Origin of the sequence: Kribbella qitaiheensis, assembly GCF_042657745.1 — a bacterium.
Classification (GTDB): Bacteria; Actinomycetota; Actinomycetes; order Propionibacteriales; family Kribbellaceae; genus Kribbella; species Kribbella qitaiheensis.
Genome location: NZ_JBHSKE010000080.1, coordinates 187,179 through 203,142, shown reverse-complemented (window position 1 = coordinate 203,142; position 15,964 = coordinate 187,179). Strand labels below are relative to the sequence as shown.

The window sequence follows — 15,964 nt, the reverse complement described above, 5'->3', positions numbered from 1 at the left end:
TGTGATGGGTCACCGGGCGTCTTGCTGCTGGTACAAACTGCTGCATGGCGATACCGCTGATTCTCGACTGCGACCCTGGGCACGATGACGCGATGGCGTTGCTGCTCGCGGTCGCCGATCCGGCCGTCGACCTGCTGGCCGTGACGACGGTCGCTGGCAACCAGACCGTCGAGAAGTGCACGGTCAATGCCAGGCGGGTGCTGTCGCTCGCGGGAGCGGTGGACGTTCCGGTGGCCCGCGGCGCCGCCCGTCCCCTGGTCCGGCCGCTGCGCATTGCCAACGACGTGCACGGCGTGACGGGTCTGGACGGCCCCCGCTTCGAGGGCGAACCGACGGTGCCGGAGTCCCCGCTGACGGCCACTGAGCTGCTCATCGAGGTACTCGGCGAGCACGACGGGCCGGTCACGATCGTGGCGACCGGTGCCCTGACGAACGTTGCCAGGTTGATCTCCGACCGGCCGGACCTGTCCGGGCGGATCCACCAGATCGTCTGGATGGGTGGGTCGACCGAGCGCGGCAACGTGACGCCGTACGCCGAGGCCAACGCCTTCGTCGATCCGGAGGCCGCAGATCAGGTACTGCGGTCCGGCTTGCCGTTCACCATGTGCGGGCTGAACGTCACCCACCAGGCGCTGGTGACCGACGACGTACTGGCGGCGTTCGCGCGCATCGGCACGCCGTTGGCGGAGATCTGCGTCGAGTGGATGACCTTCTTCGCCTCGACCTACCGGCAGCTCTGGGGCTTCGAGTCACCACCCCTGCACGACCCGGTCGCCGTCGCCAGGGTCATCGATCCGGCGATCGTCCAATGCGTCGAGGCGAACGTGGTCGTCGAGACGGCCGGTCAGTGGACCGCGGGAGCGACAGCTGTCGACCTGCACAGCTATACCGGCCGGCCCGCCAATGCCCAGGTCGCGGTGGAACTTGACAAGGCGGCCTTCTGGGCCAGGCTCATCGCTGCCGTGGCTTCCCTCAGCTGACGCCGGCTGGGGACTCGGTCAGGGCGGTGGGTAGCGGTGTTGCATGGATGATCTGGAGACGAGTGACGGCGCGGGTCAGGACTACGTAGAGGCGGTGGAGGCCGCGGGGTTCGGCTGCCACGATCTGGGCTGGTTCGGCCACTATCACCGCGTCGAATTCCAGGCCTTTCGCGAGAGATGCCGGGACGCAGACCAGTCGTTCCGTGTCCATCTCGTCCTCGGACGCGCCGAGGAGGGCCGGGTGGAGACCGGCGGCGGCCAGCGCGTCGTGCAGGTCTGAGATCTGCTCGTCGGCTGCGATGAGTGCGACCGAGCCTTCGCCGGTGAGCGCGGTCCTGCAGGCGGCGACGAGAGCGTCCGCGAACGCGGGCTCATCGGTCGAGACGATCGAGAGCGCATCGGCGAGCGTCCGGATACCGCTCGGCACGCCGAGAGTCGGAGCGATCTGTGGCAGTAGCCTCGCCGCGAAGTCGATGATCTGGGCCGGCACGCGGAAACCACGGTCGAGCTCGGCCACGATGGCGTCCGACTTCTCGAGGTGGTCGAGGACCCGGTCCCAGGAGCCCGCGGCCCACGGGGTCGTTGCCTGGGCGAGGTCGCCGAGGACCGTTGCCGAGCCGGTGCGACAACGTCGGCCCAGAGCGCGCAACTGCATGGCCGACAAGTCCTGCGCCTCGTCCAGAACGAGATGGCCGAGTGAGCCGGGACTGCGTTCGATCAGGTCCTCGAGCTCGTCGAGCAACACGGTGTCGGCGCCCGACCACGTCGCCGACTTCCAGGAGCGCGAAGGCTTGCGCCACAGGAGCGCGGTGCGCTCGTCCTCTGTGAGCTCATCGGCCGACTGCGCCAGGAAGTCGGCATCGGAGAACAGCCGGTGCAGGACCTGCTCTGGAACGACCCGGGGCCACACCGCGTCGAGCAGTTGCTTCACGGGCTTCGAGCGGGCCACGGCATTCTGCACGCGGTCGTCCGGCGAGTCGCCGCGCTGCTCCATCAGGACCAGTACGGCGTGGGCGATCCGCTGCGCGAGGGCGTTTCGTCCCGGGGCGTACCTGGTCGACTCGCGCAGCGCGGACACGATCTCGGCGAGCTCGTAGTCGTGCACCCGGAAACGCTGGGAACCCTTGCTGTAAAGGATTCCTTCCGACGGCGCGCCAACATACGACCACAGCGCGCGTCGCAGTACGCGGGCCATCCGGGCGTCACCCTTGACGCGCGCGACCTCCGGCTCGTCCGACGCCGTGGCGGGCTGGCTGATCAGCTCCTCGATGGTGATCTGCCGTACGTCGACCTCACCGAGCGCCGGCAGGACCTTGCGGATGTAGGAGAGGAACGAGCGGTTCGGCCCGACGATCACGACACCGCCACGGCTCAACCGTTCCCGTTCGGTGTAGAGCAGGTACGCCACGCGGTGCAGGCCGACAGCCGTCTTCCCCGTACCGGGCGCGCCCTGCACGCAGACACTCGGATGCAGCGGCGCCCGGACCAGGTCGTCCTGCTCGGGCTGGATCGTGGCCACGATGTCGCGCATCGGTCCGGTGCGCGGGCGTTCGATCTCGGCGCGCAGGAACGCGTCAGCCTGACCGGACTCGCCGGTTCCGATCATCGGCTCGTCCTCGAAACCGGTCAGCTCGGCCGCATCGGAGAAGCCGTAGCGGCGCCGCAGCAGGACCCGCTGCCGGTCGCTGCGGGTCGCTCGATAGAACGGCACCGACACCGGCGCCCGCCAGTCGATCACGAGTGGGGCGCCGCTGCCGTCGTGAACGTGCCGACGGCCGATGTGAACCCGGTCCAGCCCCTCGATAGTGCCGGTCTCGTAGTCGAGCAGCCCGAAGAAGAGCGGCACATCGGGCAGGTCGAGCAGTGCCTGCGCACGAAGCCGCTTGGCGCGGATGTTGGACTCGTTGGTGAAGCGCTCGTCATTGTCCTCGCCGCCGATCAGCGGGACATCCCGCTCCTCGACGACCTGGTGCATACGAGTCAGGGCCGCGCGAGCCTCGCTCAGGAAGGCCCGTTCGGCCTCGAGTTCCGGGGAGCCGGCAGGGATGAGTGCGGATTGAACCATCGGAAGGAGCCTCGACTTGGGTTGAGAGGTGTACGAACGACGGACTGGCGGCGATCAACAGGGTCCCGCCCCGGAGAACCATCCGGTTCGATTCGATCCTTCACGCAGTGCGGGCAAACCACCCGCAAAGACAGGCAGAACACGCTACCAGCGCCCTGATCGACCCTCCACCGAATATTCGGACCTGGCCACTTCCGGGCGGCCGGTAGACCCCGTACGCTCGTCCGCTATGTGGGTCGTCGTGGGGTGACGGCGGCCGGGGAGTTCACCACGATGCTGGGGGGAATCGCTGATGCAGATTCAGGGCAGTCTGACCATTGACGGGGTCTTGCTCGTACCGATCGAGGCGTACACGTTTTCCGTGACGGGTGCCGTCGCGGTCGCGACCGGCAAGTCGCGGATCTACCTCGAGGGCGACTACGTCGTCGAGACGGTCCGGGCAGCGGTCAACACCGCGCCGACCGGTGCCGCGCTAGTTGTCGATCTCAACAAGAACGGCACGACGATGTACACCGACCAGGGCAACCGGCCGAGTATCGCGGCCGGGACGAACAGTGCCACCGGCAACAATCCGGCCGTGACCACACTCGCCGCCGGCGACTACCTCACGGTCGATGTCGACCAGGTCGGATCGACGGCCGCGGGCGCTGACCTGACGGTGACCGTCCGGGTCCGCAAGGCCAGTTAGGCGACGGCCGTGGCGCAAGCAGCGGGGTACACGTTCAACGCGGACACGGTCGACGGCACGACGGTTCGAGACCTCGCCGGCTATTTCCTGCACGGCACGATCGTCGGATCGGCAGCGCTCGTGGCAGGCAGGTACGGCAACGGCCTGAACTGCACCGGTGGCGCGATGCACGTTCTCGTGCGGCCGCCGAAGGCCGGAGACGACTTCTACCCTCTCAACACCGACGGCGGGCTGTCCGTCGCCGCCTGGGTCCAACTCAACAACAGCACCGCCGCGCCCCGCTGCATCGCCTCGGCGACCAGCGACGGCACGCTCAACTGGGCCGTGTACGCCTCCAACGCCACCGGCAACGTGGAGGCGAGGATCGCGGGGGCGACGTACAGCACCAGCACGAGCATTCGCGACGGCCTGCAGCATCACGTTCTCGTCGTGTACGACGCCACGCCGTCCACCGACACCGTGAAGATCGCCGTCGACGGCGTCCAGGTGCTGTCGGTCAACGCCGGCGCCACGATGACCTACTCCGACACCGAGGTCACCATGGAGGCCGGACGGAACACGCTCACCGGCACCGAGGCACTCGACGGGATCGTCGACGACCTGCGCTGGTGGAACGACCCGGTCGAGGCGGCGTACTGGCCGACCCTCGTCGCCGCTGAGCAGATCGACCACCAACTGGCGGTCTACCCGTTCGACCACGACACCGCCGAGGACTTCGGCAGCTACGGGCGGGACCTCGCGGTCGCACCGTCCGCCAGTTTCGCGACGGGCCTGTACGGAAACGCCCTGGTCTCCGGCGCCGCGGCGGCCGGGGCCACTGGCGCCGTCAACTTCCCCGACTGTGACCGGCTCGCCATCTGCGGTTGGCTCCGCCTCGATACCGCGCCCATCGGCACACCCGCCCCGATCCTGGCCATCAACGACACCCTGGGCAGCGCGCGGGCCCGCGTCGTGGTGAACACGGCCCGAACCGTCACCGCCACCTGGACCACGATCGACGACGGCACCGTCTCGGTGACCAGTACCGCGACGCTGACCGTCGGCCAGTGGACCCGGTTCCAGTTCGCGATCAACCCGACCTACGTGCAGGTCCGGCTCGAGGCCGACAACGCGACGGTGAACATCGGCGACGGTGTCCCGCACGTGACGCCGGCCATCGACGGACTGGACCAGTTGTACGTCGGCGGCGACGCCACCGCCGGAGGCGGGGTGTCGTACGACTACCTGACCTTCACGAAGAACTTCCTCGCCGAGGTGACCTCGGGGTACTGGAGCGGCGCGCCGGTCGTCACGCCGTACCGGCCGGCCAACGTCGCGCGCGGCGTCTACCACTTCAACGAGAACGCTGGGACGGTGGTCGACGACAAGTCGCCGTCCGGCAACGACCTCACCCTCACGGCGGCCGGGTCGTGGGTGACCGGCGTCCAGGGATCAGCGCTCGGGTCGAACGGCACCGGTCCGGGTGCGTCGAGGACCGGGTTCACTTGGCCGGCGTCTCCCCCGGGCTGGGCGTTGTCGGCGTGGGTCAAGTGTCGCGCCAGCAGCAGCGGCGCCCGATTCCTGGTACTGCGCAACGGTGGCGGCGAGGTCGCCCATGCGGGCTACCTGGACGGGCTGTTCTGGGTGCGGCTGTTCGGCGCGAGCGGCACCACCGGCATCATCAGCTCGACCAGAGGCCCGATCGCCGCCGAGACCTGGACGCATGTGGCGGCATCATGCGATCAGAAGGCGATCCAGTTCTTCCTGAACGGGAAGATGTTCACAGTCGAGGCCTACTCGGTGGGCGCGCTCCTGCAGCCGAACGAGCTGAACGTCGGCGGCGACAACCCGGACTCGTCAGTGGCCGACGTCGACGACCTGCGTCTGTTCGACACCCCCATCAGCGCCGCCAACGTCCGCTGGCTCCACCAGAACCCCGGCCAGTACTACGACCCGGCCCCCGCCACCTTCGCCGCCTGGGGCGTGCCGCTGTAGCTCAACTGGCCGCGTTCCCTATTCGGGCTACGACGTGTTGCCAGGCTCGGTCGAGGCCGGCGGCTATGCAGCCGGCCACGACCGTGTCGGCGGCGAGGACGCTGACCTTCACCTCCGGTAGGACCGGTGCCAGGAGGCGCAGCCGGTCGACGACGGCGTCGAGGAAACCTGGCGCCTGGCCGATGCCGCCGCCCAGGACGATCAGATGGGGGTCGACGACCGTGATGACGGTGCACACCGCCTTGGCCACGAGCAGTGCCTCTTCGGCCACGATCTCGGCGGCGACCGCATCGCCACGCGCCGCGGCGGCGAACACCTTCTCGGCCGACGACGCACCACGGACGCCGGCACGTCTGGCGGCCCGGACCACCGCCGCCGCCGAGGCCGAAGCGTCGAAGCTGCCCCGTTTGCGGGCATCCCGCGCATCGCTGCCGGTGCCTTCGGCGAACGGCAGGTAGCTGATCTCGCCGGCCACACCGTGAGAGCCGTGCCGGAGTTTGCCGTCGAGCACCAGGCCCATGCCGATCCCCGTGCCGACGGATACGAACGCGAAGCTGTCGACGTCGCGACCATGACCGTGCACCCGTTCGGCCAGGGCGGCCGCGTCCACATCGTTCTCGATCATCAACGCCGGCCCGAACTCCTCGCGCAGCGCCGGCAGCACGGCCGGGGAGTCCCAGCCGGACAGGCGCCCGGTCAACGTCAGGGTGTCGAGCTTCGGGTCGTAGACACCGGGACTTCCGATCACGGTCTGGGTGAGCTGTGAGGCGCTGATGCCGGCGTCACCCAAGAGCTTCTTCGCAAGGCCGGCCAACTCCTGGATCCGGGCCATCGCGTCCACGGCCTTCGTGCGCACACTCAGCCGGCTGCGAACGGTGCCGGCCAGATCGGCGACCGCGCCACGCAGGAACTCCCGCCCGACGTCCAGCCCGAGGATGAACCCTGCTTCCGGCCTTACGTCGTACAGGATCGCGGCCGGACCGGGGACGCCCGTCCGCTGACCGGTCGCGTGCACGAGTCCGGCGCGCTCGATGGTCCCCAGTGCGGCGGAGACCGTCGGTTTCGACAGGCCGGAGAGCCTGGCCAGTTCTGTCCTCGACAGTGGACCGGACCGCCGGATGTGGTCCAGCAGGACCTTCTCGTTGATCGCGCGGATCAGTTGTGGGCGGGCCGCGGAGCCACCCCCGGCGACAACCGTCACGTCGATCTCCTTGCTGTTAACAGTTCGGGCAACAGTCGGGTTAGCCCTTGTGCCCGACCTGATTGTTAAGTTAGTTTCCTATCGATTCTATTGGTCGGCACGAGGAGGTGCCAGTCCATGAAACGTAGGCCGGTCGTCCTCGGACTCGATTTCGGCGGGACGAAGATCGCTCTTGCCGTCGGAGACCTGTCCGGCCGGCGTCTCGGTGACGCGACCATCGACAGCCTGGCCGAGGCCGGAGCCGACGCAGCCATGGCTCGTGGCCTCGCCGCGGCGAGCGATCTGCTCGCGGACGTCGCCCCGGGTCAGGAGCTCGCCGGGGTCGGCGCAGCCACCCTCGGCATCCCGTACGACGACCGCGTCGAGCTCGCGCCCACCTTTCCCGGTTGGGGTGCACTCCCCTTCGGACAGCTGGTCCGGGACGCGTTTCCCGGCATCCCCGTCCGGCTCGGGACCGACGTGAAGGCGGCCGCTGCCGCCGAGCTGCGGTGGGGTGCGCTGGCCGGCTGCGATCCGGGCATCTACCTCAATCTCGGTACCGGTCTCGCGACCGCGATCGTTGCCGGGGGCACCGTGATCTCCGGGGCGCACGGCGCGTCCGGCGAGATCGGCTACAACCTGCGATCCGCCGCGGACGTTTGGATCGGCGCCGAAGAGCGCATGATCCTGGAACATGTCGTCAGTGGCCAAGCACTCGAGACGACCGGCAGCGCCCGGCTGGGCAAGCCGGTCACGGCGGCCGATGTGTTCACGCTGGCGCGGACACAGCCGGACGCCGCCGTACTCACCGAGGAGTTCCAGCGTGAACTGGCGATGCATGTCGTCAACCTGGCGATCGCCATCGACCCGGCCCGGATCGCCGTCGGTGGCGGGCTGGTCGGTGCGTGGGACCGGATCGCACCTGAGCTGCGCCGGGCACTCGACGCGGCAGTCCCCTTCCCACCGGAGCTGACAGTGGCCCGATTCCCTTCGGACGCGCCGCTGGTGGGGGCACTCGCCCTCGGTGTCGAGGCCGCGGGTGCGGTTCTCGGTGCGGAGGCATTCGCATGACCATGAGATCGAGGAGTGAAAGGCAGAGACGATGAGTGGCATCAAACGTATCGCCGTCACCGCAGTGGCGGTCGGCGTACTGGCCGCGGGGTGTGGCGGCGGCGACAAGCCGATCGGAAGCGCGTCATCCAGCAACCCGTCGTCCTCGACGAGCAGCGGAGGCCAAGGCACAGGTCAGTTCAAGAAGGGCGGCACCGTCACGATCGCCAACGTGGGCGGGCAGACCTGGCCGTGCCAGTTCAACCCGTTCAACCCGGCGGTCAACCAGCAGGCACTCGGCTTCGTCTACGAGCCCCTGACCTTCGTCAACGTGTTGAAGAGCGGTGCCACCACGCCGATGCTGGCCAGCGCCTTCACTTGGTCGCCGACCAAGGACTCGATCGTCTTCACCATCCGCTCGGGCGTGAAGTGGAGCGACGGGCAGCCGTTCAGCGCCGACGACGTGGTCTACACGTTCAACCTGATGAAGCAGCAGCCGGCCCTCGACCTGTACTCGCTGTGGACCGGTGCCGGCCTGACCAGTGTCACCGCGGCCGGTGACAAGGTCACGATGAAGTTCAAGGCACCGGCCGAGCCGTACTTCTTCAACTTCGCGAACCAGGTCGGCATCGTGCCCAAGCACATCTGGTCCACCGGCGACGCGGCCGCCAAGCCTGCCACCTGGCCGAATACGAAACCGGTCGGCACCGGGGCGTTCACGGTCGGGTCCTGCACCAGCAACAACATCTCCTACGTTGCCAACGGCAGCTACTGGCAGCCGGGCAAGCCGTACCTGGAGAAGGTCCAGTACCCGGCGTACCTGGACAACAACCCGGCCAACCTCGACCTGGCCAGCGGCAAGGCGCAGTGGGGTGGTCAATACATCCCGAATATCGACAACTTCTACAAGTCCAAGTCGCCGGAGAACAACTACTGGTTCCCGCCGACCGCGAACGTGGCGATCATCCCGAACCTCGACCCGTCGCACAAGGTGACCAGCAACCTGGCCGTCCGGCAGGCGATCGCCTACGCGCTCGACCGGGAGCAGATCTCGAAGATCGGTGAGAGCGGCTACCAGCCGGCCGCGAACCAGACCGGCGTCGTCACGCCGACCTTCGACAAGTACTTCGACAAAGACGCGCTGACGGCCGCCGGCTACGACAAGCCGAACCCGGACAAGGCCAAGCAACTGCTGCAGAGCGCCGGGTACTCGTCGTCCAACCCGCTCAAACTCAACATCATCACGATCACCGGCTACACCGACTGGGACGCCTCCCTGGCGGTCGTCAAGCAACAGCTCGCCGCGGTCGGGATCGAGCTGTCCATCCAGGACCTGCAGCAGCAGTCGTTCAACCAGAAGCTCTTCACCGGCGACTACGACCTGGCCTACTACAGCCAGTCCGGCGGGCCTACGCCGTACTACGAGCTGCGGCAACTGCTGTACTCGAAGAACAGTGCCCCGATCGGCACGCAGGCCAGCAGTAACTACTCGCGCTACCTCAAGCCTGAGGTGGACAAGCTGTTCGACCAGTACGCGAGTGCCGACCCGGACACGCAGGTCAAGCTGATCAAGCAGATCTCGTCGTACATGATCAAGGATGTGCCGCTCATCCCGACCACCGAGTCGGTCGACTGGTACCAGTACAACACCAAGGACCTCGAGGGCTGGCCGACGCAGGAGGACCCCTACGCCCAGCCCGCGCCCTACAACATCCCCGACGTCGGACAGGTCCTGACGAACCTGTACTCCAAGTCGGCCCAGAAGTAAGGACTCGTCCGTGAGAGTGAGCACGAGGAGCTGGTGTCCGTGAGGTTCCTGATCCGTCGCCTCGGATTCTTCGTGCTCACCCTCTGGGCGGCCATGACGCTGAACTTCTTCATCCCGCGGATGATGCCCGGCAGTCCCGAGGAAGCGCTGCGGGAGCGGTTCAGCAAGGGCGGCTCGGTCGTCTCGCCCGAGCAGTTGCGAACGGTCCTGGCCGAGTTCGGCTTCGACCCGGACAAGAACATCCTTCTGCAGTACAGCGAGTATCTGAAAGCGATGGTCACCGGACACTGGGGCGTGTCGATCGGCAGCAGCCTCGGCGTCCCGGTGACCACCCTGATCGGCGACGCGTTGCCGTGGACAGTCGGCCTGGTCGGCATCGCCACCGTGCTGGCGTTCCTGCTCGGCACCTTGATCGGCACGATCGCCGGCTGGCGACGCGGCGGGCTGATCGACGGGATCGTGCCGCCGGTCTTCATCGTCACCTCGGCCCTGCCGTACTTCTGGGTCGCGCTGGTGTTCATCTCGCTCTTCGCGATCGGCAGCAATCCGATCCTGCCCAACGACTTCAACTACGAGCAGGGGTTGACGCCTGGCTTCAACGGGCCGTTCATCGGCAGCGTCCTCAAGCACGGCATCCTGCCGGCCGGCACCATCCTGATCACCGCCATCGGCGGCTGGATCCTGACGATGCGCAACAACATGGTGACCACACTGGCAGAGGACTACGTCCGGATGGCCCGGGCCAAGGGCATCCCGAACCGGCGCATCATGTTCGGCTACGCGGGCCGGAACGCGTTCCTGCCCAATCTGTCCGGTTTCGCGATGTCGCTCGGTTTCGTCATCTCCGGCACGATCCTGGTCGAGTACGTCTTCAACTATCCCGGCCTGGGTTACATGTTCTACAACGCCACGGTGAGCACGGACTACCCACTGCTGCAGGCCTTGTTCCTGCTCGTGACGCTGTGCGTGCTGATCTGTGTCCTGCTCTGCGACTTCGCGGTGTTCCTGCTCGACCCGCGAGCCCGGACGAAGGGGTAAACGGCAGTGAACGAGCGTAGCGAGGTCACCATTAAGCACAGCCGCTTCCCGCGCTCATCGGCGCCCGGAGCGAAGCGAGGACACCGATGAGCGCGCTCGTCGCCGGCACCGCCGCGCCGGCACCGACTGCGGCCCGCCGCCCGAGGGGCGGGCTGTGGCGTGCCATCCTGCACAACCGCAAGGCCATGCTGGGTGCGGTGCTGCTCGTCCTCTTCGTTCTGCTGGCCGCTTTCCCGCATCTGTTCGTGCCGTGGCTGCACGGCGATCCACGCGCGATCGGCGACCTGCCGCTGGAGCATCCCTCCGGCAAGCACTGGCTCGGCACCACCGGCCTCGGCCAGGACGTGTACGCCCAGCTGATCTACAGCACGCGGGAGTCGCTGATCATCGCGGTCGTGGTGGGTCTCGGCGCGACCTTCCTGTCGGTCATCATCGGTGTCTCGGCCGCCTATCTCGGCGGTTATGCCGACGACGCGCTGTCGATGCTGACCGACGTGTTCCTGGTGCTGCCGACGTTCCCGCTGATCATCGTGCTGGCGACGTACGCCGGCAAGGGCAACCTCACCGTGATCGTCGTCGTGCTGATCCTGACCGGCTGGTCGTACGGCGCCCGGCAGATGCGCGCGCAGGCGCTCTCCCTGCGCAACCGTGATTTCCTCGAGTCGGCCCGAGTCCGGGGTGAACGCCAGTCGTACATCATCGTGGTCGAGATGCTGCCGACGATGATCTCCCTCATCGTCGCGAACTTCCTCGGCGCCGCGCTGTACGCCGTACTGACCGCCGCGGGCCTGCAGTTCCTCGGACTCGGCGACCCCAACTCGCTGAGCTGGGGCACGATGCTCTACTGGGCGCAGAACCAGGGTGCGCTGGTGAACGGCCTGCCCGCCTGGGCACTGTCGCCGGGACTGGCGGTCGCGCTCCTGGGTGTTTCGTTCGCCATGCTCAACTACGCGTTCGACGAGATCAGCAACCCCGCGCTGCGGCCGGTTCGGAGGCGACGTGCACGGTCACATTGAGGGCAAGCCCATTCTCGAGGTCCGTGATCTCACCGTCGAGTACGACACCGGCGGCGATCGTCCCGTCGTCGCGGTCGACGCGGTGGATCTCGAGGTCCATGCCGGTGAGTTCGTCGGTGTGGTCGGCGAGTCGGGCTGCGGCAAGTCGACGCTGTTGTTCGCCATCGCCCAACTGCTCAGCCCACCGGCCGCCATCACCAGCGGAGACGTGCGGTTCCAGGGCCAGAACCTGGTCGCCATGAGCGAGAAGAAGCTGGCCGCCCTGCGCTGGCGCGACTTCTCCGTCGTCATGCAGAGCGCGATGAACGCCCTCAACCCGGTGACGAGCATCGGCACCCAGTTCAGGGACGCGATCATGGCGCACGACGAAGCCGTGGCCGACGATCGCCCGGCCGAGGTCATGCGACTGGTCGGCATCGATCCGATCCACCTCAAGAGCTATCCGCACCAGCTCAGTGGTGGGATGCGGCAACGGGCCATGATCGCGATGGCGCTGCTGTTCACGCCCGACCTCATCATCATGGACGAACCGACGTCGGCCCTCGACGTCGTTGCCCAGCGGTCCCTGATGGTGCAGATCAAGGAGCTGCAGCAGCAACTCGGCTTCGCGGTCGTCTTCGTCACCCACGACATGTCCCTGATCAGCCACTTCTCCGACCAGCTGGTCGTGATGTATGCCGGCCAGGTGGTCGAGCTGGGGGCCACTCGAGCGGTCTTCGATCATCCGGCGCATCCGTACAGCAAAGGATTGCTCGACGCGTTCCCGTCGATCCGCGGACCGAAGGTGCCACTGATCGGGATTCCCGGGAGCCCGCCCGACCTCGCCCACCCGCCGAACGGCTGCCGCTTCAATCCGCGCTGTCCAGAGGTGTTCGCCGACTGTCCCAAGATCGAGCCCGAGCTTTATCAGGTCGGTGCCGTGCAGGCGCGCTGCCTGCTGCACGCTCCCGGCGCTGCGACCGCGGTGGAACCCGTACAGGAGGCGAGGTCATGACCGAGGTGAGCGTCGACACCGAGACGCAGGAGGCCGCGGCGACAGCGCCGCTGATCGAGACCAGGAAGCTGACCCGCCATTTCCGGGTCGGCCGCGGGTTCTCCCCCAAGATGCTGCACGCCGTCGACGACGTCGACATCACCATCGACCGGCAGGAGATCGTCGCGCTCGCGGGCGAGAGCGGCAGCGGGAAGAGCACCATCGCCCGCCTGCTCGCGGGTGTCTACACACCGACGAGCGGCGAGATCTACTACCAGGGCCGCCCCGTGTCGAGCATGCGATCGCGACGCGACCAGCTGGCCTACCGCGGCGATGTGCCGATGGTGTTCCAGGATCCGTTCAGCTCGCTCAATCCCGCCTTCCGCGTCTCGCACGGCATCCTGCGCAGCCTGAAGCTGCACCAGCCCGAGCTCACCCGGGCACAGCGGAACGAGGAAGCCGAGCGAGTGATCGAGGCGGTCGGTCTGGCGCCGGCCTCCGACCTCATGTACCGCTACCCCTATGAGTTGAGCGGCGGACAACGGCAACGTATCGGCTTCGCCCAGGCCTTGGCGCACAAGCCCAAGCTCATCCTGGCCGACGAGCCGGTGTCGATGCTCGACGTGTCGATCCGGATCGGTCTGCTCAACCTGATGGCGGAGCTGCGCAGGTCGGCCGGCGTCTCGTTCCTCTACATCACCCACGACATCGCAAGCGCCCGGTACGTCGCCGACCGCCTGCTCATCATGTACGCCGGTCACATCGTCGAGTCCGGCCCGGCCGAGTCGGTACTGGCCAACCCCAAACACCCCTATACCGACCTGCTGCTCGGAGCGGTGCCCGATCCCCGCGCACCGCTCAGCGTCGCCGTCGAAGGCGATACCGGCGAACCGCCCAAAGTCATCGACCCGACCCCCGGCTGCCGCTTCCGCTGGCGCTGTCCCCTCGTCGTCGACGAGTGCCACAACGTCACCCCCACCCTCCGCCGCCTGGGCGAGGGGCACGACGCGGCCTGTCACGTCGCCGAGCCGGACGCCGGGACGCCCGCCACGAAACCGTAGACACCTCAGCTAGTTGCTACCGGCAACTAGCCCCTCAATACAAGGCAAGTCAGCCGGCGAGAAGGTCGCCGAGGAACTCTGTGATCCGGGCCCGCGCGGCCCTGGCCTGCGGCACGACGCCCGGCATGCTGAGGAACGCGTGCCCCGCCCCAGGGTGTTCGCTCACCTGCACTGGCGTTCCGGCCGCACGCAGCCGGTCGGCGTACGCGCGTCCGTGATCGGCCACCGGGTCGAGTGTCGGCACCACCACGAGCGCCGAGGCCAGCCCGCTCAGGTCGTCGGCGTACAGCGGCGAGACCGCACGAGGATCAGCTCCTTCCGGAACCGCCAATCGGCGGAAGAACTCCATCTGCTCCAGGGTGAGGGTCGGGCTGTCGGCATGCTCGGCCATCGAGTGGTAGTCGAACGCCGTCGAGGTCAGATCGACGCAGGGATTGACCATTACCTGCGCCCGCAGCGGCAGCTCGGACTCCCTGGCCCGGATCGCGGCCAAGGCAGTGACCATCGAACCGGCACTCTCTCCGAAGACAGCAACCCGTGCCGGGTCGATCCCCCACTGCGCGGCGTCGTGCACCACGTGGCGCAGTACGTCCCAGCCGTCGTCGACTGCCGCTGACAACGGGGATCTCCGGAGAGACAAGCCGGTGCTCGACCGACACGACGACTGCGGGGAGCTGGGCGGCGAGGTGACTGGTGACCCAGTCACATTGCACCGCCGTGCCGACGAATCCGCCGCCGTGCACGTGGAGCACTAGCGGCAGGCGGGCACCCGGGCCGCCGCGCGACGGCCGGTGCACGCGGACCCGCAGTACACGGTCCGGCAGCGTCACCTGTTGCCAGCGGATCGTGGCCCCACGGTCCGGGAACCCGGTGATCACCCGCGCCAGACTCGACGACCGCTTGCGGTTCTCCGCCTCGCGGAAGGCGACCAGCGCCTCGGGCGACATGGTCAACCAGTCCGGCTCCTTGCTCAGGGCGTGCAGCACGCGGATACCCAGCGGTGGCTGCTGCTTCATGGTGGTGGTTGCGTCGTGCATGTCTTCCCCTCGGCCTTCGATGGTTTCGCTACTTGAAGTATCGATACCGAAAGTAGCATAACTCGGTATCGTGTCACCATGGCCCGAGCAACCACCCCCACCAGACCACCCGGCCGGCCCCGCTCCGGCGTCGACGCCACGGTCTTCGCGGCGACGCTGAGCACGGTCCACGAACTCGGCTACGGGCGCGCCACCGTCGACCGCGTCGCCGCCACGGCAGGAGTCGCGAAGACGACGGTCTACCGTCGCTGGCCGTCCAAGGGCGCGCTGATCACCGCCTGCCTCGTCGACGCGTTCGGCCCGGTGCCGCTCGTGGGCGCCGACCGGGCGGAGGTCTTGTCGTCAGCCATCCGCTGGATCGCGGCGAAGATCGGTGAACCCGGAATCGGTGCGGCCTTCGCGGGCGTGTTCACCGATGCCGTCGCCGATCCCGACCTGCGCCAGATCCTGTCCACCCAGTTGCAGGACCCGTACCGGCTCGCGCTCCAGGACGCGCTGGGCGAACCGGAGAACCGGGTCCTGTTCTTCATCGACGTCGTCGTCGGAACCCTGCTCCACCGGATGGGCATGACCGGCGAACCGATGGTCGACGCCGACGTCGACGCCCTGGTCGAGCTGGTCGTGCCCGTACTGCGCTAGCCGGCGCCCGGGTGCTCCGGCTCCGGGGTTTCGCCGCCGGCCTGCCGCTGCGCGTCGTCGATTTCCTCCAGCCGAAGCCGCAGGAGCTTCTTGAGGGGCAGTGATTCACCGTCGCGCGCGCCGAGGCCGACCGTGAGCGGCGGGTCGGAGGGCAAGATCCGAAGACCCAACAGTCGCGCCTTCAGGCTGGCCGGTGCGCCAAGAATGTAGAAGTTGCCCTCGGTGTCCACACCGAGCGACCGATTACGCCGCAGATACCAGCCGGTGATACCGGTCCGATAGCTCGCGCCCGATCCCACCACCGGCGCCCGCAGCAACTCCGGCTGGATGCCTTTTTCCTTCATCTTCAGGACGAAGTCAGCCAACTGCGCGCGAGCTTGCTCGGTCTCAGCAGCCTTACGCCGCTCAAGAGCAGCAGCCTGAACAGCCGAAGCCTCCCGCCGCCTCTCCCGCCAACTCACCTGATCGTCCACCCGACCACCCTAGATCGGATGA

The 15,964-nt window shown here is 67.7% G+C and carries 14 protein-coding genes; 10 read left to right on the top strand and 4 right to left on the bottom strand.

Annotated elements, in window-relative coordinates; all coding sequences use genetic code 11:
- Positions 1-44: 44 nt before the first annotated feature.
- On the top strand, positions 45-980 hold the full coding sequence (locus ACFPJ1_RS42525) for a nucleoside hydrolase (protein ID WP_380112118.1): 936 nt from the start codon (positions 45-47) through the stop codon (positions 978-980).
- Here the strand turns inward: ACFPJ1_RS42525 and ACFPJ1_RS42520 are convergent.
- A complete protein-coding gene (locus ACFPJ1_RS42520) occupies positions 973-3,045 on the bottom strand; it encodes a HelD family protein (RefSeq protein WP_380112117.1) in 2,073 nt (690 codons plus the stop codon). The genes ACFPJ1_RS42525 and ACFPJ1_RS42520 overlap by 8 nt on opposite strands.
- A 292-nt stretch (positions 3,046-3,337) precedes the next feature.
- Here ACFPJ1_RS42520 and ACFPJ1_RS42515 point away from each other — a divergent pair, with 292 nt between their 5' ends.
- The gene (locus ACFPJ1_RS42515; protein WP_380112116.1) at positions 3,338-3,733 is read left to right on the top strand and encodes a hypothetical protein; all 396 of its coding nucleotides are present in this window, start codon (positions 3,338-3,340) and stop codon (positions 3,731-3,733) included.
- Positions 3,734-3,742: 9 nt separating this feature from the next.
- On the top strand, positions 3,743-5,707 hold the full coding sequence (locus ACFPJ1_RS42510; protein WP_380112115.1) for a LamG-like jellyroll fold domain-containing protein: 1,965 nt from the start codon (positions 3,743-3,745) through the stop codon (positions 5,705-5,707).
- 1 nt (position 5,708) lies between these two features.
- On the opposite strand, the gene ACFPJ1_RS42505 is transcribed toward ACFPJ1_RS42510, so the two are convergent.
- The gene (locus ACFPJ1_RS42505) at positions 5,709-6,908 is read right to left on the bottom strand and encodes an ROK family transcriptional regulator (RefSeq protein WP_380112114.1); all 1,200 of its coding nucleotides are present in this window, start codon (positions 6,906-6,908) and stop codon (positions 5,709-5,711) included.
- Positions 6,909-7,025: 117 nt separating this feature from the next.
- Between ACFPJ1_RS42505 and ACFPJ1_RS42500 the strand changes: the two genes are divergently transcribed.
- The 6 genes from ACFPJ1_RS42500 (at position 7,026) to ACFPJ1_RS42475 (ending at position 13,793) form a co-directional block, all read left to right on the top strand.
- Complete coding sequence (locus ACFPJ1_RS42500; RefSeq protein WP_380112113.1) at positions 7,026-7,958, top strand: ROK family protein; 933 nt, start codon at positions 7,026-7,028, stop codon at positions 7,956-7,958.
- Positions 7,959-7,989: 31 nt separating this feature from the next.
- Positions 7,990-9,705 (top strand): ABC transporter substrate-binding protein, encoded by a 1,716-nt coding sequence (locus ACFPJ1_RS42495; protein WP_380112112.1) that lies wholly within the window; start codon positions 7,990-7,992, stop codon positions 9,703-9,705.
- 39 nt (positions 9,706-9,744) lie between these two features.
- The gene (locus ACFPJ1_RS42490; RefSeq protein ID WP_380112111.1) at positions 9,745-10,743 is read left to right on the top strand and encodes an ABC transporter permease; all 999 of its coding nucleotides are present in this window, start codon (positions 9,745-9,747) and stop codon (positions 10,741-10,743) included.
- Positions 10,744-10,829: 86 nt separating this feature from the next.
- The gene (locus ACFPJ1_RS42485; protein WP_380112110.1) at positions 10,830-11,759 is read left to right on the top strand and encodes an ABC transporter permease; all 930 of its coding nucleotides are present in this window, start codon (positions 10,830-10,832) and stop codon (positions 11,757-11,759) included.
- Positions 11,743-12,753: an ABC transporter ATP-binding protein gene (locus tag ACFPJ1_RS42480; RefSeq protein WP_380112108.1), complete on the top strand. Its 1,011-nt coding sequence runs from the start codon at positions 11,743-11,745 to the stop codon at positions 12,751-12,753. Before ACFPJ1_RS42485 ends, ACFPJ1_RS42480 begins: the two co-directional genes overlap by 17 nt.
- Positions 12,750-13,793, top strand: coding sequence for an ABC transporter ATP-binding protein (locus ACFPJ1_RS42475; protein WP_380112107.1), 1,044 nt, complete (start codon positions 12,750-12,752; stop codon positions 13,791-13,793). The genes ACFPJ1_RS42480 and ACFPJ1_RS42475 overlap by 4 nt, the downstream gene beginning before the upstream one ends.
- Before the next feature lie 49 nt (positions 13,794-13,842).
- Here the strand turns inward: ACFPJ1_RS42475 and ACFPJ1_RS42470 are convergent, their stop codons facing one another.
- A complete protein-coding gene (locus ACFPJ1_RS42470) occupies positions 13,843-14,412 on the bottom strand; it encodes an alpha/beta hydrolase fold domain-containing protein (RefSeq protein WP_380112106.1) in 570 nt (189 codons plus the stop codon).
- Positions 14,413-14,908: 496 nt separating this feature from the next.
- Here ACFPJ1_RS42470 and ACFPJ1_RS42465 point away from each other — a divergent pair, with 496 nt between their 5' ends.
- Entirely contained in the window at positions 14,909-15,469 is a 561-nt protein-coding gene (locus ACFPJ1_RS42465; protein WP_380112104.1) for a TetR/AcrR family transcriptional regulator, read from the top strand.
- Here ACFPJ1_RS42465 and ACFPJ1_RS42460 read toward each other — a convergent pair.
- On the bottom strand, positions 15,466-15,942 hold the full coding sequence (locus tag ACFPJ1_RS42460) for a hypothetical protein (protein ID WP_380112103.1): 477 nt from the start codon (positions 15,940-15,942) through the stop codon (positions 15,466-15,468). The genes ACFPJ1_RS42465 and ACFPJ1_RS42460 overlap by 4 nt on opposite strands.
- Positions 15,943-15,964: the final 22 nt, after the last annotated feature.

What these genes read in the sequence shown, in the direction of transcription:
- ACFPJ1_RS42525 (WP_380112118.1), top strand. Translation starts at nt 45, where the DNA reads ATGGCGATACCGCTGATTCTCGACTGCGACCCTGGGCACGATGACGCG.
- ACFPJ1_RS42520 (WP_380112117.1), bottom strand. Translation starts at nt 3,045, where the DNA reads ATGGTTCAATCCGCACTCATCCCTGCCGGCTCCCCGGAACTCGAGGCC.
- ACFPJ1_RS42515 (WP_380112116.1), top strand. Translation starts at nt 3,338, where the DNA reads ATGCAGATTCAGGGCAGTCTGACCATTGACGGGGTCTTGCTCGTACCG.
- ACFPJ1_RS42500 (WP_380112113.1), top strand. Translation starts at nt 7,026, where the DNA reads ATGAAACGTAGGCCGGTCGTCCTCGGACTCGATTTCGGCGGGACGAAG.
- ACFPJ1_RS42495 (WP_380112112.1), top strand. Translation starts at nt 7,990, where the DNA reads ATGAGTGGCATCAAACGTATCGCCGTCACCGCAGTGGCGGTCGGCGTA.
- ACFPJ1_RS42485 (WP_380112110.1), top strand. Translation starts at nt 10,830, where the DNA reads ATGAGCGCGCTCGTCGCCGGCACCGCCGCGCCGGCACCGACTGCGGCC.
- ACFPJ1_RS42475 (WP_380112107.1), top strand. Translation starts at nt 12,750, where the DNA reads ATGACCGAGGTGAGCGTCGACACCGAGACGCAGGAGGCCGCGGCGACA.
- ACFPJ1_RS42465 (WP_380112104.1), top strand. Translation starts at nt 14,909, where the DNA reads ATGGCCCGAGCAACCACCCCCACCAGACCACCCGGCCGGCCCCGCTCC.